This window comes from Undibacterium sp. GrIS 1.2 (genome assembly GCF_040544435.1).
Classification (GTDB): domain Bacteria; phylum Pseudomonadota; class Gammaproteobacteria; order Burkholderiales; family Burkholderiaceae_D; genus Undibacterium.
In genome coordinates this window covers 127,554-144,760 of sequence record NZ_JBEONP010000001.1, presented here as the reverse complement: position 1 = coordinate 144,760, position 17,207 = coordinate 127,554, and the positions used below count along the sequence as shown (strand labels likewise).

General features: G+C 47.3%; 17 protein-coding genes and 1 pseudogene. 11 read left to right on the top strand and 7 right to left on the bottom strand.

Annotation, left to right across the window (positions count from 1 at the left end):
- Positions 1-10: 10 nt before the first annotated feature.
- Together hda and AAKU61_RS00615 are read right to left on the bottom strand one after the other, a co-directional pair.
- Positions 11-694, bottom strand: a complete 684-nt coding sequence (gene hda / locus AAKU61_RS00620) for a DnaA regulatory inactivator Hda (RefSeq protein WP_323492856.1) — start codon at positions 692-694, stop codon at positions 11-13.
- The gene (locus AAKU61_RS00615; protein ID WP_354328799.1) at positions 691-1,776 is read right to left on the bottom strand and encodes an AI-2E family transporter; all 1,086 of its coding nucleotides are present in this window, start codon (positions 1,774-1,776) and stop codon (positions 691-693) included. The genes hda and AAKU61_RS00615 overlap by 4 nt, the downstream gene beginning before the upstream one ends.
- 210 nt (positions 1,777-1,986) lie before the next feature.
- Between AAKU61_RS00615 and purM the strand changes: the two genes are divergently transcribed.
- Together purM and AAKU61_RS00605 are read left to right on the top strand one after the other, a co-directional pair.
- Positions 1,987-3,030 (top strand): phosphoribosylformylglycinamidine cyclo-ligase, encoded by a 1,044-nt coding sequence (gene purM / locus AAKU61_RS00610; protein WP_354328798.1) that lies wholly within the window; start codon positions 1,987-1,989, stop codon positions 3,028-3,030.
- Positions 3,031-3,289: 259 nt separating this feature from the next.
- Entirely contained in the window at positions 3,290-4,099 is an 810-nt protein-coding gene (locus AAKU61_RS00605) for a class I SAM-dependent methyltransferase (protein WP_354328797.1), read from the top strand.
- 303 nt (positions 4,100-4,402) lie between these two features.
- Here the strand turns inward: AAKU61_RS00605 and AAKU61_RS00600 are convergent, their stop codons facing one another.
- Positions 4,403-4,678 (bottom strand): hypothetical protein, encoded by a 276-nt coding sequence (locus AAKU61_RS00600; RefSeq protein WP_354328796.1) that lies wholly within the window; start codon positions 4,676-4,678, stop codon positions 4,403-4,405.
- Positions 4,679-4,971: 293 nt separating this feature from the next.
- Between AAKU61_RS00600 and AAKU61_RS00595 the strand changes: the two genes are divergently transcribed.
- The 5 genes and pseudogenes from AAKU61_RS00595 to AAKU61_RS00575 all read left to right on the top strand — a co-directional run bounded on the left by AAKU61_RS00595 (position 4,972) and on the right by AAKU61_RS00575 (position 10,513).
- Positions 4,972-6,546 (top strand): FAD-binding domain-containing protein, encoded by a 1,575-nt coding sequence (locus AAKU61_RS00595; protein WP_354328795.1) that lies wholly within the window; start codon positions 4,972-4,974, stop codon positions 6,544-6,546.
- A gap of 352 nt (positions 6,547-6,898) precedes the next feature.
- Positions 6,899-7,048: a DUF2256 domain-containing protein gene (locus AAKU61_RS00590; protein WP_322121327.1), complete on the top strand. Its 150-nt coding sequence runs from the start codon at positions 6,899-6,901 to the stop codon at positions 7,046-7,048.
- Entirely contained in the window at positions 7,045-8,430 is a 1,386-nt protein-coding gene (locus AAKU61_RS00585; RefSeq protein ID WP_354328794.1) for a DASH family cryptochrome, read from the top strand. Before AAKU61_RS00590 ends, AAKU61_RS00585 begins: the two co-directional genes overlap by 4 nt.
- 9 nt (positions 8,431-8,439) lie before the next feature.
- The gene (locus AAKU61_RS00580; RefSeq protein ID WP_354328793.1) at positions 8,440-9,993 is read left to right on the top strand and encodes a cryptochrome/photolyase family protein; all 1,554 of its coding nucleotides are present in this window, start codon (positions 8,440-8,442) and stop codon (positions 9,991-9,993) included.
- A 103-nt stretch (positions 9,994-10,096) separates the two neighbouring features.
- Positions 10,097-10,513, top strand: a pseudogene (locus tag AAKU61_RS00575) (STY0301 family protein).
- Positions 10,514-10,613: 100 nt separating this feature from the next.
- Here AAKU61_RS00575 and AAKU61_RS00570 read toward each other — a convergent pair.
- Positions 10,614-11,408, bottom strand: a complete 795-nt coding sequence (locus AAKU61_RS00570; protein WP_354328792.1) for an EAL domain-containing protein — start codon at positions 11,406-11,408, stop codon at positions 10,614-10,616.
- Positions 11,409-11,865: 457 nt separating this feature from the next.
- Between AAKU61_RS00570 and AAKU61_RS00565 the strand changes: the two genes are divergently transcribed.
- The 3 genes from AAKU61_RS00565 (at position 11,866) to AAKU61_RS00555 (ending at position 13,695) form a co-directional block, all read left to right on the top strand.
- Complete coding sequence (locus tag AAKU61_RS00565; protein WP_354328791.1) at positions 11,866-12,384, top strand: hypothetical protein; 519 nt, start codon at positions 11,866-11,868, stop codon at positions 12,382-12,384.
- A 16-nt stretch (positions 12,385-12,400) separates the two neighbouring features.
- A complete protein-coding gene (locus AAKU61_RS00560; protein ID WP_354328790.1) occupies positions 12,401-12,973 on the top strand; it encodes a GNAT family N-acetyltransferase in 573 nt (190 codons plus the stop codon).
- Between the two features lie 146 nt (positions 12,974-13,119).
- Complete coding sequence (locus tag AAKU61_RS00555) at positions 13,120-13,695, top strand: CcdC protein domain-containing protein (RefSeq protein ID WP_354328789.1); 576 nt, start codon at positions 13,120-13,122, stop codon at positions 13,693-13,695.
- 16 nt (positions 13,696-13,711) lie between these two features.
- Here AAKU61_RS00555 and AAKU61_RS00550 read toward each other — a convergent pair whose 3' ends face one another.
- Positions 13,712-14,224, bottom strand: coding sequence for a TlpA family protein disulfide reductase (locus AAKU61_RS00550; protein ID WP_354328788.1), 513 nt, complete (start codon positions 14,222-14,224; stop codon positions 13,712-13,714).
- Between the two features lie 314 nt (positions 14,225-14,538).
- On the opposite strand from AAKU61_RS00550, the gene AAKU61_RS00545 reads away from it, so the two are divergent.
- Entirely contained in the window at positions 14,539-15,108 is a 570-nt protein-coding gene (locus AAKU61_RS00545) for a DNA-3-methyladenine glycosylase I (protein WP_354328787.1), read from the top strand.
- A gap of 142 nt (positions 15,109-15,250) precedes the next feature.
- Here the strand turns inward: AAKU61_RS00545 and AAKU61_RS00540 are convergent, their stop codons facing one another.
- Together AAKU61_RS00540 and AAKU61_RS00535 are read right to left on the bottom strand one after the other, a co-directional pair.
- Positions 15,251-16,126 carry a proteasome-type protease gene (locus tag AAKU61_RS00540; RefSeq protein WP_354328786.1) on the bottom strand — a complete coding sequence of 292 codons (876 nt, stop codon included), beginning with the start codon at positions 16,124-16,126 and terminating at the stop codon, positions 15,251-15,253.
- Between the two features lie 188 nt (positions 16,127-16,314).
- The gene (locus tag AAKU61_RS00535) at positions 16,315-17,172 is read right to left on the bottom strand and encodes a transglutaminase family protein (protein WP_354328785.1); all 858 of its coding nucleotides are present in this window, start codon (positions 17,170-17,172) and stop codon (positions 16,315-16,317) included.
- Positions 17,173-17,207 lie beyond the last annotated feature (35 nt).

Genomic DNA, 17,207 nt, shown 5'->3' with positions numbered 1-17,207 from the left:
GTACATAGCATTAATGGTCATACGCCTGCTGTTGTTGCAGTAGTTCCCGCAGCAGCGGTAGCGTGATTGCTCGTTTAGTCTCTAGCGAATAATGGTCTAACTGATCCAGCATGTCCGTCAGTGACAACATATCACGCCGGTAGTGCGTAATCAGGTAGGGTAAGACGCCGCCTGAAATAACGATCCCTCGTGCCTGAGCAGATCGTTCCAAGGCATCGATTTTATCCTCATCTGTTAAACCATGAACCTGATAAATCAGGCCCCAGCCTAAACGGGTACGTAAATCATCCCTTACATTCAAAATCATGGGCGGCTGCTTGCCTGCCGCCACTAAAAAGCCGCCATGCGCACGGGCTTCATTAAATAAGTTGAATGCATCAATTTGCGATTGTGCTGGCAGGTTTTCACAGTCATCCAGCAAGTACAAACTGACCTCCGGCGTATGATCAAAGGCGCTGCCAGGCGCATCTGCACTGATGTAGCGCGCTTGCCCGCTATTCGCCAGCGCATGCAGTAGATGAGTTTTGCCCGCGCCAGCTTCGCCCCACAAATACACAAAACGCTCGCCATATTGACTTGCAGTACGGGTAGAAAACAAGCTCAGCAGTTGCGCCAGCTCAGCATTTTGGCCGACGACAAAAGTATCTAATGAAGGCGGTTGTTCCGCATCCAGATCTAGCAGTAATTGCCTCATGACTGACGATAAACCGAACTATTGAGATAAGCGATGCGCAGGTGTTTGGCCGCTACCGCTAAAATTGCCGATGTCGGCAGTGCAACCAGAATACCGATAAAACCAAATAGCTGACCAAATGCCAATAAGGCAAAAATCACTGTCAACGGATGCAGGCCAATACGCTCACCGACTAAACGCGGCGTCAAAATAAAGCTTTCCAATACTTGACCAACACCATAAATAATTGCGACAGAAATCAAACCGTGAAAACCATCAAATTGTAAAAATGCACCGATCAAAGCGAGTGCTAGACCCAGCCCAAATCCCAGATACGGGATAAACACTAAAAAGCCAGTAATAATGCCAACCGGCAGTGCCAGATCAAAACCAGCAATCGCCAGCGCACCTGAGTAATAGATCGCCAGCACAACCATCACCATGATCTGACCGCGCAGATATTGCGCCAAAATACTATCTACTTCTGAGGCGCCGGATTTGACGCTGCCGACCCAGCGCCGCGGGATAAAATTTTCCAACCTGTCCATCAAAGGATGCCAGTCAAGCAAAAGATAAAACAATACAATCGGTATCAGCATCAAATTGGCGACCATGCCCAATACAGCGGTGCCACCAACGCGGATGGAGGCTAATACTGCCTTGCCAATCTCGTCACCACTGGTGTCTAGTTGCTTGGTGATCATATCTTTAATGCCAGCACTATCTAATTGAATATGAATGCCCAATTTGCCTAACATCGGGCCTAATAATTCATTCGCTTTATCAAAAAAACGAGGTATCTGGTCTTGCAACTGCGGTATCTGCTTCTGCAAAATTGGCGTCATCACCAGTACCATTGCCAGTATCAACATGATCACCAACACAATCAGCAAAGTCGCCGCTAGTGAACGTGGTAAATGGATGCCTTTTAATTGCAAAGCGCACAGGCGATCTACCCAAGGATTAAGGATGTAAGCCAAAATCGCCGCCACAATAAATGGCATTAAGATTGGCCCCAATAATAAGATCAAAATCAGTAGTGCCAGCCCAAGCACGCACCATAAGGCGGTCTGTTTTTGTTCAGGGGTAAATGAAAATGCCATAGTGGATATAAGTTTCTCTTCAGACAAAAACTGGGGATGAAACCAGAACATGCCGCAAAAAGTCCAAAAACTAGCTGCGACTCGGGTCGATTTGTTAAAATAGCGTTCTTTGTTGCAGAAATCTGCTTGAATTTTCTTAAGCGTATTAGAAAATCATCAAATTCAGCAATCCTTCTATTTTACCGCCTCACGCCTCTATTGACGACTATCATGAGTACTCCAAGCAATGTTTCCCTTTCTTACCGTGACGCTGGCGTCGATATGGTCGCTGGCGATGCGCTAGTTGACGCGATTAAGCCTTTCGCCAAACGTACTATGCGCGAAGGCGTCATGGCTGGCATCGGCGGTTTCGGTGCCATGTTCGAAATTAGCAAAAAATACAAAGAGCCTGTTCTGGTCTCTGGCACCGATGGTGTTGGTACTAAGCTGAAACTCGCTTTCCACCTGAATCGTCACGACACCGTTGGGATTGATCTGGTCGCCATGAGCGTGAACGACATTTTGGTGCAAGGTGCCGAGCCCTTATTTTTCCTCGATTATTTCGCCTGCGGCAAACTCGATGTTGCTACCGCGACAGATGTCATCAAAGGCATCGCCTTTGGTTGTGAGCAAGCAGGCTGCGCCCTGATCGGTGGCGAAACTGCCGAAATGCCATCCATGTACCCGGAAGGCGAATACGATCTGGCGGGTTTTGCGGTCGGCGCAGTAGAAAAATCTAAAATCATCGACGGCAGCAAAATCGCTCCCGGCGACGTCATCCTCGGTCTGGCATCGTCTGGCATCCATTCCAACGGATTCTCACTGGTACGCAAAATTATCGAAGTTGCTAACCCTGACCTGAATTCGGATTTCCACGGACGCACTCTGGCAGATGCCTTGATGGCACCGACCCGTATCTACGTCAAACCACTGCTGGCATTGATGGAGAGCATGGAAGTCAAAGGTATGGCGCATATTACCGGTGGTGGCTTGGTAGAAAACGTCCCTCGCGTGTTAGGAGATAAGTTGACCGCGATCCTCGACAGCAAAGCCTGGGCCATGCCACCACTGTTTACCTGGTTGCAACAACACGGCGGCGTGGCAGATGCAGAAATGCACCGTGTCTTCAACTGCGGCATCGGCATGGTTGTTATCGTCTCGCAAGAGAATGTGGATGCAGCGATGGCACAACTGCTTGCCGCTGGCGAAACCGTTTCTCGCATCGGCACCATTCGCGCCCGCGAAGGCGACGAGCATCAGACGATCGTGGTGTAAGCTTGCCATCAACTTATTAACTTAATACCGATGGGTGATCTGTCAGGGATGAACTGTCAGTTCAATACTGGTAGAGAGTATTTTTAAAAGGTGCAGGTATATCCTGCACCTTTTGTCTATTTGGCGTCAAAAAGATGGGAGTATATTTTTATTCGACACGGATTCTTTATTTAATCGATACTCTTGAGTTCATCTCGCCTTGCCGGGATAATTTTGCGTAAGCCCTATCAATAACAAAACCAAATCACAAAATCATCCAATGAATCCTATCTCAGACACAGCGTTTTATACCTGCGGCGTACGTGCTCAGGATGCTCAATCAGCAAAGCCTTTATGTGGCGACGCGTATGCGCATTTATTTATGACGGATCATGGCAACACGATTTTTGACCAGCTTAAAACCGATGTCAGACCCAATCAGAGTATTGCGGTACGGCATAGGATGATTGACGATTTTTTGCGTGAGCGTTTAGCTCAACAGCCAAAAACGAAAGTGATACTGATCGGCGCAGGGTTTGATGCACGGGCTTTCAGGCTGGATCACGGACATTGGTTTGAGATTGATGAGCCACAGGTCATCGAGCATAAAAATACCTGTTTGCCAGCAGCGTCCTGTGCCAATGCCCTGGAGCGTATCGCAATAGATTTTTCGCAAGAAACCTTGACCAATAAATTGCCAAAAAATGATGGCATGCCGGTCATTATTGTGATGGAAGGTGTGTTTGGATATTTGACCGAGACCCAAATTAAGCAAACCTTGCAGGCATTGCGGGCAGCGTATCCAAAACATAGTTTGATGTGCGATTTGATGAGTAAGCATTTCATCCAAAAGACGGGCAAGAAGCTCACAGACAGGATAGAAAAGTTAGGCGCAAAATTCCGGTTTTTCCCGGAGAATCCTAAAGATATTTTTGAGCGTTGCGGCTACCAGCATGCTGCCAGCGAATCCATCGTGGAAGAAACTTTGATAGTGCAAAAACAGCGCTTCCCTTTGTTTTTATTGCGGACATTTTTCAAGCGCATTATGCACGGTTACACGATGAACTTGTTTGAAGCGAAAGTGCACTAGCGCTAAACCGGAAACAGATTCAAAACAACACAACACCAAAGACAGCGCTGGAATAAAAAGTAACTTCAAAAAAAAATCGGCATCCGTGTCACACGCGATGCCGATTTTTTACGATCTGGGTATTGTTAGTCAGCTTATCTAATGCTGGACAACATAATTAGATGCCAGTCGTTGTGGGTATAAATACACCATTAATAAACTATAAATACAAAGCTGTTTTGAATCCGTGACACAAATTGAAATTCTGCAGATTGAATTTCAGCAAATTTAAACTCAACAAATTTAAACTCAACAGATTTAAACCTAAGCACTCACGTTGATCACTTGTCCGATTTTTTGCCCGTCCGTATTCACAGAAGGGCTTGGCGGTGGTGGCGCTTGATTTTGAGTTTGTGCTTGAGCCTGAATTTGAGCTTGTGCCTGCGCCTGCGCCTGCGCCTGCGCCTGCGCAGTTGCCTTGACGTTATCGTCATTGCTGGTCTTGGTGTTGTCCGGCTTTTGTGCCTGCAACTGATCCGTAGGACGCGGAGTAACCGGCGTTGGGGTAGTTGTGCTGCTGCTGACTGAACTAACGCTCATGATGAACTTTCTCTAGTGTTAAGCGTGATGGATGTTATTTTATTAAATTAGTTAATTCATTGAAATAACATCTTGAAAAGTATTTAAGCACTTATCTTAAATACCGATGGCAATTCATTGCAATTCATAATTTACTCATTCTATAGCATAGGCAATAAGCAGCGACAATCAAGGCAAATTACTCCATCAACTTAAAGTCGTGTCCCGTAATTGACTCACTCTTCACGGGTTTTGTACCTCGATTTAGCCTCTATCCAAGCCTGTATTTCTCAGTGCATTCGTATAATGATGCCATGACTTATAGCATCGTTTGGTTTAAACGTGATTTGCGTTTGCATGATCACATCGCCTTGCACACCGCAGCAAGCCAGGGGCCTGTGCTGTGTCTATACGTGGTCGAACCCTCTATTTGGGCGCAGCCTGATGCGGCAAATCAGCACTACCAATTTTTGTTAGAAAGCCTGCGCGATTTATATGTCGCACTGCGCCAACGTGGCGGACAGCTGCATATTTTAACGGGCGAAGTTACCAGCGTATTTGATCAGCTTTTTGCCAGCGCGCCTTTTTCCGCTATTTATTCGCATGAAGAAACCGGTAACGATGCCACCTACCAGCGCGATAAAGCCGTTGGCCGCTGGTGTCGTGCCCATCAAATTGCCTGGCATGAGTTTGCCCAATTCGGCGTAGTGCGTCGCCTACAAGATCGTGATGGTTGGCAGCGACAATGGAACGCGCATAACGACCTGCCTTGTGTGCCCGTGCCCGAGTTGACTGCGGCGAGTTTTGCGCCGCTGCCGCCATTATTGGCGATGCCGCAACTGCCTGCTTCGCCACAAGAGTTGGGCTTGGACGCCTACGATCCGCCACAACGGCAACGCGGTGGCCGGCAGTCTGGTTTGAGCGTGTTAGACAGTTTTTTGACTGACCGCAGCAATCAATATCGCGGCGGAATTTCTTCCCCTTTATCTGCGCCGACCGCCTGTTCTCGTTTGTCACCGTATCTGGCGTTTGGTTGTGTCAGCTTGCGAGAAATCGTGCATGCTACTCGACGGCAAGTCGCTTCGTTGTCGCCGTCGTCACCATTATCGCCCGGTACCAGCCGCCAAAAACAAGGTTTGAATGCTTTTGTCAGTCGCTTATATTGGCATTGTCATTTCATCCAAAAACTAGAGAGCGAGCCGCAACTGGAGTACCGCAATCTGCATCGGGGTTATGACGGTTTGCGTGAGCATGACTGGAACCAGGCGCACTTCGAGGCGCTGACCTCGGCGCGCACTGGCTGGCCTCTAGTCGATGCTTGCGTGACCATGTTGCATCAGACTGGCTGGCTTAATTTCAGAATGCGGGCCATGCTGGTTTCGGTCGCCGCTTATCCGCTGTGGCTGGACTGGCGGCCAGTAGGACATTGGCTAGCGCGGCAGTTTTTGGATTACGAACCGGGCATCCACTGGAGCCAGATGCAAATGCAGTCTGGTACGACCGGTATCAATGTGCCGCGTATTTACAATCCGATTAAGCAAGCCAGCGACCATGATCCGCATGGGCGCTTTGTACGTCGCTGGCTACCTGCAATGCGGCGCGTACCCGACTCATGGTTGTTTGAACCTTGGCGTATGCCGCCCGATGTGCAGGCGGCTTGCGGCGTACAGGTGGGTGTTGATATCGCCATGCCTGTGGTCGATATTGATCTCGCAACCCGCGAAGCCAAAGCACGTCTGTTTGCCTTACGCACCCAGTCCGGTGTGAAATCAGCCAAGGCAGCGATTGTAGAAAAACATGGTTCACGCAAAAAAGATACCGGCAGAACGCGACGCAAATCAGCCGCCAATGCGGCGCAGCAGAATAGCCAGTTAGATTTAGGATTTTGAAGCAGGAAGACAATTGCAGAATTGCAGTGCTTACTCCAGACGAAATTGATCTTGTTAAAGCGGATGGCAGTACATATCGGGTCAGGATTTTAACTCCCTCTCCAGCAAGCGGAAGAGGGGGAATAAAGTCTAAAAAAAAACGTAAAAAGAATTTAGGATAATTTATATACTGATGGTAAGTATATTTTAAGTGTCCATATAGTAATTGGACAATCTCGCATATTTAGTAAAAATAATTGGGAGTATATTAATTCCCTTGCAATCAGTGAAGCAAAGTACCTGCAGAAAGTCACCCGGGCAAGTGAACTTAGTAAGACCGTATTTCATCATCCGCTCAACAAGGAAAGATCACATGCGCATGCGCAAAAAATCGGATTTGCCGACCAAACTCTGCCCGCAATGCAATCGCCCGTTCGCCTGGCGAAAAAAATGGGAAAAGGTATGGGATGAGGTGAAATATTGTTCCGAACGCTGCCGCCGTGATAGCAAGGCTAGCGTATGACCTCTGCATCATTCATCCCGACTGCCGTACCAAAAGCCGCGCCAGAGGCGAACGTGATTTATTGGTTTCGCAACGATCTGCGCCTGGACGATAATCCCGCTTTGACACACGCCTGCCAGCATGCGAGTAACTTAGTCCTCGTGTATTGCCACGATCTCGTCATGGAGAAAATGACACGCTGGAATGTGCCGCGCACTAGCCAGCACCGCCAGTATTTTTTAGCATCGGCCTTAGCTGATTTAAATGCACAACTCAGTTTGCAAGACAGTCAATTGCTAGGGATTAAGGGCAGCGCCGCAGAACGCCTGCCCGCATTAGCGCGTGATATCGGTGCCACCACAATTTATTGCGAAGAGATCGCCGCGCCGGAAGAGCAAGAGGAAGTTGCCACTTTGCGCGCAGCCGGTTTGACAGTGCATACGGTCTGGCAATCTAGCCTGCTTGACCCAGCCGATTTACCGTTTGCGGTTGATGCTTTGCCTGACGTTTTTACCAGCTTTCGCACCTTGGTCGAGCGGCATGAAGTGCAGCCACCATTACCGCTGCCAAGACCGGAGAAGATTCCGGCCTTGCCACCGACTTTCGCTGCCGTGCGTGAACAATGGAATAAGGCCGATCTGTTGATATCGCCGATGCTTACGACGCACGCAAAGTCTAAACTTCAATATCAGGTTCAAGCAGATAGCCGCTCATCTTTCCCGTGTTTTTTACCTGCATTTTCTGGTGGCGCAACTACGGCCTCTGCACATTTGCAGCAGTATTTTGAGCGTAAGCTGGCGCACACTTATAAGCTGACACGCAATGGTTTAACGGGAGCAGATTATTCCACTAAATTTTCTCCCTGGCTGGCGTCTGGCGCAATGTCGGCGCGCAGTGCTTACGTGGCGTTGAAAGAATTTGAAGCAACTCACGGTGCCAACGACAGCACATATTGGATTTGGTTTGAGTTGTTGTGGCGTGACTATTTCCGGTTATTGCATCTTAAATATGGTCGCCAACTTTACCTCGCAAAAGGTCTGACCAGCTTGCCGCCGCCAACGCACAGTGCACGCAGATTTGATGCTTGGTGCCAGGCCAGAACCGGAGAGCCACTGGTTGATGCTGGCATGGCAGAACTGGCCGCTACCGGTTATTTATCTAATCGCTTGCGCCAGATTGTTGCCAGTTATCTGATTCACGATCTGGGCTGCGACTGGCGTGCTGGTGCTGCCTGGTTTGAGGCGCAATTGATTGATTACGATGCCTACAGCAATCAGGGTAATTGGCTATATATCTCTGGACGAGGTACCGATCCCCGTAACGGACGACGATTTAATATTCAGAAACAAGTTCATGATCATGATAGGGACGGTATTTATCAACGGCTCTGGAACGCACTATAAAGAATGACGATGACCACAACGCAAATGACATCCCAAACCACACTCAGATTGATACTCGGAGACCAGCTTAATCTGCAGCATCGCTGGTTTAAAGAGGTAGATGATGTCACTGTCTATGTCTTGATGGAGGTGCGGCAAGAGACCGATTACGTGCTACATCATGCACAAAAAATTCTGGCCATTTTCGCCGCGATGCGCGATCTGGCGCGGCAGTTGCGCGAGGCAGGTCATAGAGTGCATTACCTCGCCATTGATGATGCGCATAATCTGCAATCCATGCCAGCCAATATTGATGCGTTGATCGCGCACTATCAAGCCACGGTATTTGAATATCAGGCTCCGGACGAATGGCGTCTGGATCAGCAGCTGTACCAGCATGGCCGTCGTTCGCACATTCCCTGGAGGATGGTCGATAGCGAGCATTTTTATACCACCCGCCATCAAGCTGCAGACATTTTTATGGGACGCAAGCAATGGTTGATGGAGTTCTTCTACCGCCAGATGCGGGTACAGAATCAGGTATTGATGGAAGATGCCAAGAAGCCAGTCGGCGGCCAATGGAACTATGATCACGACAATCGCAAACCTTGGCGCGGCACGCCTTTAGAGCCGCAAGATGCGCGCACCTTGCATGATCATTCTGCCTTATGGAAAACCATTGTCGATGCTGGAGTAAAGAGCTTTGGTAATCCCAAAGCCGATCAATTGGCATGGGCACTGAACCGCGATGAAGCCTTGCAACAACTGGACGCATTTATCAAGAATGCGCTGCCGCAGTTTGGGGACTTTCAAGATGCGATGAGCGTAAAAGCCTGGCGCTTATTTCACTCGTTGTTGTCGTTTGCCTTAAATGTAAAAATGCTCAACCCGCGTGAAGTCGTTGCCAAAGCCGAGGCCGCCTATCACGCAGGCCATGCACCGTTGGCTGCAGTAGAAGGTTTTATCCGGCAAATATTGGGCTGGCGGGAATATGTGCGCGGAGTCTATTGGACGAATATGCCGGAATACGCCGAGAAGAATTTTTTTGCTCACACTCGTAAGCTTCCTAGCTGGTTTTGGGATGGCAAAACCAAGATGAATTGTCTTTCGCATGCGATCACGCAATCGCTGGAGCAAGCGCATGCACATCACATCCAGCGCCTGATGGTGATCGGCAATTTCGCCCTGCTGGCAGGCTTAGATCCGGCCGAGGTACATCGCTGGTATTTGGGTATCTACATCGACGCATTTGAGTGGGTAGAACTTCCCAATACCATCGGCATGAGTCAGTTCGCTGATGGCGGATTACTCGCCACCAAGCCTTATGTCTCCAGCGCCGCCTACATCGATCGTATGAGCGATTACTGTAAAGGCTGTCACTACGATAAAAAAGCCCGTATCGGCAAAAACGCCTGTCCCTACAATGCGCTGTATTGGGATTTTTTCCATCGCAATGAGAAGACGCTGGCGAAGAATCCACGTATCGGTATGGCTTACCGGCAGTTGGAAAAAATGGACGAGGGAGCGATTGTAGATTTTCAGACGCAGGCAGCTTGGATATTGGAGAATTTGGATTCGCTGTGAGTTTTTTCAGAGGATTGGCTTGATCTGAATTAGTATATTGATGTCTCTTATAAGCTATTAGTTTTGTAGTCCAGATTAAAATCGCTTATTACAGGCACACCTGATGAAATTAATCAAAAGCGGTTTTGCGACATTCATATTTTGTTATGCTCAACTGCTGCATGCACAAACATGTCCTGCCAGAATTCATCTATCAGAAAACCTAAACGACTTACCGGAGGGATGGACTTCAAAATTGATGAAATCGGAACATCAATTACTAAGCATGGATATCTTTGACGGCCCGACAGATGCAGAGGCTTTAGGATTGCTAAAGCCGGATTTTATTGATTTAGGTAGTTCAAATTACAAGGCGCTTTAGAGATTTTCTAATCCTGTCGGAAACGCCGAGATTTGGATGAGATGCCATTACTACGCAACTGCTTTTGTTCTTCAAAAAAGATTAAATTCGGACGTAACTCAATGCGCAACAACGTCAATCCGCTCATTACCTATCGTTGCTAGCTGTTTGAAAAAATAGTGCTCAAGGCTAGCTGTTTGAAAAAATAGTGCTCAAGTTGTGAACCATGCTGAGATGGTTAGCTGGTTATGAGCACACTTAATCCAAACTACTAATTACATTATTCCCACGCCGACGGATCAATATTGCCCAGCCCCTTAAATACGGGTTTAGAAAACCAATACCCCTGCATCAATTCAATACCGGATGCGAATAAAAAATCACGTTCCGCGCGGGTTTCTATGCCTTCTGCGAGAACTTTAATATTCAGTTTTTTGCAGATAGAAGTAATCCCTTCAACAATCGCCTGACGCGGCAGATGATGGTCTACCCCACGTACTAAATCCATATCGATTTTGACAAAATCCGGTTGATATTCCGATAGCAAATTGAGGCCTGCGTAACCGGCGCCAAAGTCATCAATCGCCGTCTGAAAACCAAAGTTTCTATACTCACGGATGATGTGTACCAGATGTGGCCGGTCTTGTACCCGCTCGCCCTCGGTAACCTCAAATATAATTTTCTCCACCGGAAAATTATATTTCCGTGCAGCCTCAAGCGTGGTGCGGATGCAGACTTCAGGGCGATACACCGCATTCGGTAAAAAATTGATGGATAAGAATTCTGTCATGCCCAGTTTGGCTGCGCCCTCGACTGCTTTCATACGACATAGCTGATCAAAGCGATAGCGATTGTGATCATTGATTTGCGCCAGAATGCTGGCGGCGGATTCACCGTTTGGGCCGCGCACTAATGCCTCATAGGCGACGATGGAGCGGGTAGAAAAATTGACTATCGGTTGATAGGCATATTCAAATTCGATTTCAAAAGGCTCGTTACTTTGACAACCAACACAAGCTCCGCTGACATCTACATTGTTATCGCTGTTTGACTTGATGGGTAAGATTGAAATCATCGTGTACTCTTTTCTTTAACATCATCAGTATTAGAGCATTGGCATGGCTAGCCATGTCGAAAGTCTGTAAGGCATAATTATTTTATCGCATTACTATTCAATTTATTTGGGCCTTGCATTAGTTGCTAAAGAAAAGTGTTATCAAATATATGCAGTGCCTATAATTGATAGGGATTATGGGATTATGGGATTAAAGCTGGATTAAGATTGCTGATAATTCCTTAACATGTCGTGGTGACTAGAACATTCTTCCCTGTGGTGTTTTGTGTTTGGTGTTCGCAATTAATTCGTAGTGATAAGCATACTCCCCTATTTATTTTTTAAATATTCCGTATTGTCCAATGATTATATGGACGATTAAAATATACTAATTGGGAGTATATATTTCGTGTGCCAAAGCAATGAAGATCCGATTCAATCAATTTGATTCAACGAAGGTTTAACTGGAGTTCTCGTTATGAAACGTCGTGCAACGCTTGCCTTATTGTTTTGTTTGTTTTCTGCTCCCGCTTTTGCTTTGTATGATCCCAAGCCGGATGCTGCTTTGTCGGCGGTACAGGGTGAGTGGAAAGGCGCTCTGACTTATCGCGATTACAGCAAGCCGGATCGCTTGGTGACGTTGCCGACGCGTTTGTTTATTGCCTTGGGCGCGCCGAATGAGCTGGTGCTGCATTATGTGTTTGATGATGGTCCGTCCAAGACGGTATTCTCTTATGAGCGAATGAATTTTGATTTTCTTAAAAACGAAATTGCCTGGGCTTCCGGATCTTCTGAAAAATCTGTATCGGTCGGACGCATCACCTCCAACATTGTGGATGGATCTGGCCGGAAAATTTTATTTGAACGCAAGGATGGCGATAAGCTGGACCGCTATACCCTTGAACTTTCTGCTGGCGTTTTTAAGTTGTCTAAAGATGAGGTGAGCGCAGACGGTACGAGCACTTTCCGCAATAAGTTTGAGTTTGTTCGTCCTTGAATTGAGTGCGCGATCTGTGCAAACGATTCAAACCGCCGCTCTTGTCTTAGAACCTCAGGTAATCGCGCATGCAGAGGAGATGTGGATTGTCCTCAGTGATCCTGCAATATATGAATTTGAGAATGGGCCGCCGGCATCGCTGGATTGGTTGCGGGCTCGATATGCCAGGCTGGAGGCAAGACATTCACCAGATGGGCAGCAGCAATGGCTAAACTGGGTGATTCGCTTACCGACTTCTGAATTGATAGGATATGTGCAAGCTACCATCTACCCGGATCGACGAGTCTTTGTGGCGTATGAATTGTCCAGCGCTTATTGGGGGCGTGGTCTTGCGACTCAGTCGGTTACTGCGATGATGGCGCATCTGACTGAGTATAATCAAATAAACGATTATTTTGCAATACTCAAACGAGATAATATGCGGTCGTATCGATTACTGGAACGTTTAGGATTTGTACTTGCTACCGTAGATCAGCGTATTGAATATGGTCTGGAGTCTGATGAATTACTGATGTGTTGTATAAAAAATAGCCTGGCTGTAGTAAATATGTCTTTGTTTTACATGCGTAATCTGACGACGTTTTTCTAGTGCCGGACACATTTCGATACAAGCGCATTTGACGACGGATCAATGTATTGCAGGATAATAGTTTGTACTTTATTTGTCATTATTTGCCATTGGCATATTTTGATATCAACCCAGATACTCAAACGAGATTCGAAACGAGATTCCAGATGCCAGCTCCTCATCCATCTACGATTACCCTGGTTATTTTATTGCCCTTGATTGCCTGGCGCATGTACGCGCGGGTTCGTAAATTAGTAGGTCGCCAGCGCTTATCTAAAATACGTCCATGGATTACTTTAGTGATTTTTCCATTGATATTAGCTGCGTTGGGCTTTCTCGCGCGTGAGCATATTGACCGTCTGTCGTATTTGCTTGGTGGTCTTGTAATCGGCGCAGGGCTGGCTGTTTACGGTTTGAAAAAAACTCTGTTCGAACCTACGCCGCAAGGCTTGTTTTATACGCCCAATGCGCATCTTGGTATTGCCTTATCGCTGCTGTTTTTTTGCCGGATTGTATATCGTATGCTGGAGGTCTATGTGCTCAATCCGGTAGAAACACACGACTCCCTGAGTTTTGCTGCCAGCCCACTCACGCTAATAGTATTTGGGGTGCTGGCAAGTTACTACATCGGATATGCGATTGGCTTATTGCGCTGGCGCTTTGCGGTAATGCGTGCGAAAGCAGAACGCGAAGCCTTAGCAGTTGACGCATCTGCCGATACAGCGCCGACCCTGCAAGCATAAATATACTGCGCATCTCTTAGCTCAACGATAGCCAGAGATTGTCCCAATCGTCGGGCTGAAACGTACCCTCTCGTTTAAAAATAAACTGGTTTTGCGCATTCAGAACAAAGTGGGTGGGTTGTTTGACGATAGTGCCAAAATTGTCCTTATGACCGGGCGCATTGCGCCAAACCGTGGGGAAGCGTTGTTCTTTTGGGATAGCGAGCGATACCAGTCGATTGTAAGTCTCAAAGTCGCCCTTATCCTGATCAATATTGACACCGAGCAGAACAAATTTTCGGCGGGCATTGCCTACATAAAATTCACGCATCAGCTTGAGATCCCGGGTGCATAGGTTACAACCACTGGTAAAAAAGCTGACTAATACCGTTTGTCCCATAAGATCGCTCAGCTTAAACGCTTTGCCATTGATATCTGTCCCCTGCATCGTAAAGGTCGGTGGTTCTTTTTTTTCTTGTGCAAACAATGCAGAACTGCTCAAGGCGATACTACCCATTGCGGCTGTTTGCATAAATTTTCGTCTGTTCATTTTTCACCTTGTCGGTCAATTCTTGCAGTAGGTATGAGATAAGGGATTTCTAAAAATCCTTAATTGGTACTGGTAAAGATTTAATGCTTATAAAAATGCGTAGCAAGGCCTGATCGTAATGCACTTGAGTACGGAGTTTGGATGTTCGCTTCAGATAGATTCATCATTTAATCGGTTCACGATCTCGTAGAGACATCATTTTTTATGTCCTCGTTATTTCTGAGTCGTATCCGTTTCTAAAACCTTACAATTATTTTATCTGTCGTCTTAGCATAGTGCAGAATAGAGCTTCTTAAAACGCTTAACTCAATACAATGCCCACTCAATCTGCCACTCCACAACGCTGCTCCTGGGCTAATCCAGCCAATCCTCTTTATCTGGCGTACCACGATCAGGAGTGGGGCGTGCCTTGTCATGATGAGCGGCGTTTGTTTGAAATGCTGAATCTGGAGGGGGCGCAGGCGGGTTTGAGTTGGGAAACGATCCTCAACAAGCGTGAGAATTATCGCCTTGCATTTGATGATTGGGATGCAAAAAAAATTGCTGTATATGATGCGGATAAAGTAGCGAGTTTGCTGGCAAATGCGGGGATAGTGCGTAATCGCCTGAAGGTGGCTGCGGCGATTACCAATGCTAATGCCTATTTGCGTTTATGTGACGAGCTTGGTAGCTTGGATGTGTATTTGTGGGCGCATGTGAATGGCAAGCCGATTCACAATAGCGGTGAGCGTATTATTAAAACCGAATTGTCTGACCGGATCTCAAAAGATTTGATTAAACGTGGGTTTAAATTTGTTGGCTCGACGATTATTTATGCCTACATGCAGGCCATTGGAATGGTGCAAGATCATGCCGCCGATTGCGATTGGCGCATAAAACAATAGACTAATAAGTCGATAAAAAGGCCAGCTTTTGCTGGCCGTTTTGTTAGGCTATCTGTTAGTTGATCTGTTGATCGCTGTTTTGGTCGATCTATTGATCGTAAGTTGCGCTTTGGTGCAACTTAAGCTTGTATCAATACGTAGCTCAATGCTGTGTTTGGTTAAACTCTTGCGCCAGCGATTGTAAAGGTGCGACATCCAAAACAACGGGAGCAATCGTCGGCGGCAGGGCAATACGTACTGGTTTGCTATTCATATTGGTAGAGGACAGCACGTTCATGGTGGCGTCCGGTGCTGCGTCCCAGATCGGATCGTCGATGCCTTCAAATACGTGTTTGAGTTGCTCGCCCCAAGTACTGCGTATCATCTGGAAGTATTGATTTTTCTCATCAATCGTGACGAAGCGGGTGACGGCCAGACGATCGGTTTCGTACACCAGCATATCTAATGGCAAGCCGACGGATACATTGGAACGCAGGGTAGAATCCATCGAGATCAGCGCACATTTTGCGGCTTCGTCCAGCGGCGTCAATGGATTGACTACCCGGTCAATAATCGGTTTACCGTACTTGGCTTCACCGATCTGGAAGTAAGTATTTTCATTATGCGATTCAATGAAATTACCGGCAGAATAAATCTGAAATAAGCGGCAACGTTCGCCTTTGACTTGTCCACCAAAGATCAGGCTGACATTAAAATCGATACCAAATTCCGACAGGGATTGTGCGTCGCGTTTATGTACTGTGCGCACCGCTTCGCCGACGATACGGGCAGCTTCGTACATGTTGGGCGCATTCCAGATCGTGCTGCCATCAACACACACGTGTTCTGCGACTAATTGGCGTATCGATTGGGAAATAGAGAGATTGCCTGCGGTCATCAAGACCATCATGCGGTCGCCCGGATTTTCAAATACGCTCATTTTACGGAACGTACCAACTTGATCCACACCCGCATTAGTACGAGAGTCAGAGAGAAAAACTAGCCCAGCATCCAGGCGCATGCCAACACAATATGTCATTGTTACAAGTCAATAAACTAAAGCCATATTTTACCTTAAGGCAAAATGGTTTAGCTGATTTAGGGCTCTTAAGTGCCTATGGAATGTCGCTTGATTGTCAGATAGTGTGTAATCCGTTTGTGAATTGCCAACGGTTTCTTAGGACTTACACAAAACTACCCCGACGGTAGAAGTGCTATCACTGGTACTTATTGTTGAACTGGCATGACTTGTACATTGACGTCCAGCATTTCTTCTCCACCGCCGCGTCGCACGCCACGGATAGGCGCAGCGGAATCATAATCGCGTCCGACTGCCAGGCGGCAATAAGCATCGGTCATCAAACGTGCATGCGTGACATCAATACTGACCCAACCCGAGAAATCACTGTCTTCCACCCATACATCCACCCAGGCATGACTTTCTGCATGGCTGCTGGTGCCGGGATCAATATAGCCAGAAACATAGCGCGCCGGAATACTGTGAGCATGGCAGCAGGCTAAAAACAGATGTGCATGATCCTGACAAACGCCGCGACCTAAGCTGAGCGCATCGTCTGCGCTGGTCGTCACTAGCGTTGCACCGCTTTGATACTCAATTGCACCAAAAATAAGCTCTGCTAGTTTGAGCGCCTCCGGAGTTTTAGTTTTTCCTTGGGTTTGAGTTTTCCCGTGCGTGTTGAATGTTTTTCCTGCTAAATTCCCTGCAAAACTGCCGGCGGCAAAATCCATAATTTGTGGCGTCGGCTCAGTCAAGCGGGTGGCAACAGAAAAAATCAGCGGCGACAAGGTTTCGATTGAGTTCAAACGACCTTGGTATGGGTAGATTGTTTCGACCAAACCTTGTGCGACGATGGACAAAGCATCATGCTGACCAGTGATGGTCAGCATATGCGACAGGTTGCCATACGCATCGGTGTAGGCGTGACGCTGGCCCGAAGTAGTGATTTGCCAGGACAAGGCGTGTTGTTGTAACTCCTCCCTTGGTGTCAGACGAAGTTGCTGTATGGTGTAAGCCAAAGGCGCGGTGTAGCGGTAGATGGTCTCGTGTCTGATGGAGAGTTTCATACGAATTAATATACTCCCGTTTATTTTCTAGATAA

What these genes read in the sequence shown, in the direction of transcription:
- hda (WP_323492856.1), bottom strand. Translation starts at nt 694, where the DNA reads ATGAGGCAATTACTGCTAGATCTGGATGCGGAACAACCGCCTTCATTA.
- AAKU61_RS00615 (WP_354328799.1), bottom strand. Translation starts at nt 1,776, where the DNA reads ATGGCATTTTCATTTACCCCTGAACAAAAACAGACCGCCTTATGGTGC.
- purM (WP_354328798.1), top strand. Translation starts at nt 1,987, where the DNA reads ATGAGTACTCCAAGCAATGTTTCCCTTTCTTACCGTGACGCTGGCGTC.
- AAKU61_RS00605 (WP_354328797.1), top strand. Translation starts at nt 3,290, where the DNA reads ATGAATCCTATCTCAGACACAGCGTTTTATACCTGCGGCGTACGTGCT.
- AAKU61_RS00600 (WP_354328796.1), bottom strand. Translation starts at nt 4,678, where the DNA reads ATGAGCGTTAGTTCAGTCAGCAGCAGCACAACTACCCCAACGCCGGTT.
- AAKU61_RS00595 (WP_354328795.1), top strand. Translation starts at nt 4,972, where the DNA reads ATGACTTATAGCATCGTTTGGTTTAAACGTGATTTGCGTTTGCATGAT.
- AAKU61_RS00590 (WP_322121327.1), top strand. Translation starts at nt 6,899, where the DNA reads ATGCGCATGCGCAAAAAATCGGATTTGCCGACCAAACTCTGCCCGCAA.
- AAKU61_RS00585 (WP_354328794.1), top strand. Translation starts at nt 7,045, where the DNA reads ATGACCTCTGCATCATTCATCCCGACTGCCGTACCAAAAGCCGCGCCA.
- AAKU61_RS00580 (WP_354328793.1), top strand. Translation starts at nt 8,440, where the DNA reads ATGACCACAACGCAAATGACATCCCAAACCACACTCAGATTGATACTC.
- AAKU61_RS00570 (WP_354328792.1), bottom strand. Translation starts at nt 11,408, where the DNA reads ATGATTTCAATCTTACCCATCAAGTCAAACAGCGATAACAATGTAGAT.
- AAKU61_RS00565 (WP_354328791.1), top strand. Translation starts at nt 11,866, where the DNA reads ATGAAACGTCGTGCAACGCTTGCCTTATTGTTTTGTTTGTTTTCTGCT.
- AAKU61_RS00555 (WP_354328789.1), top strand. Translation starts at nt 13,120, where the DNA reads ATGCCAGCTCCTCATCCATCTACGATTACCCTGGTTATTTTATTGCCC.
- AAKU61_RS00550 (WP_354328788.1), bottom strand. Translation starts at nt 14,224, where the DNA reads ATGAACAGACGAAAATTTATGCAAACAGCCGCAATGGGTAGTATCGCC.
- AAKU61_RS00545 (WP_354328787.1), top strand. Translation starts at nt 14,539, where the DNA reads ATGCCCACTCAATCTGCCACTCCACAACGCTGCTCCTGGGCTAATCCA.
- AAKU61_RS00540 (WP_354328786.1), bottom strand. Translation starts at nt 16,126, where the DNA reads ATGACATATTGTGTTGGCATGCGCCTGGATGCTGGGCTAGTTTTTCTC.
- AAKU61_RS00535 (WP_354328785.1), bottom strand. Translation starts at nt 17,172, where the DNA reads ATGAAACTCTCCATCAGACACGAGACCATCTACCGCTACACCGCGCCT.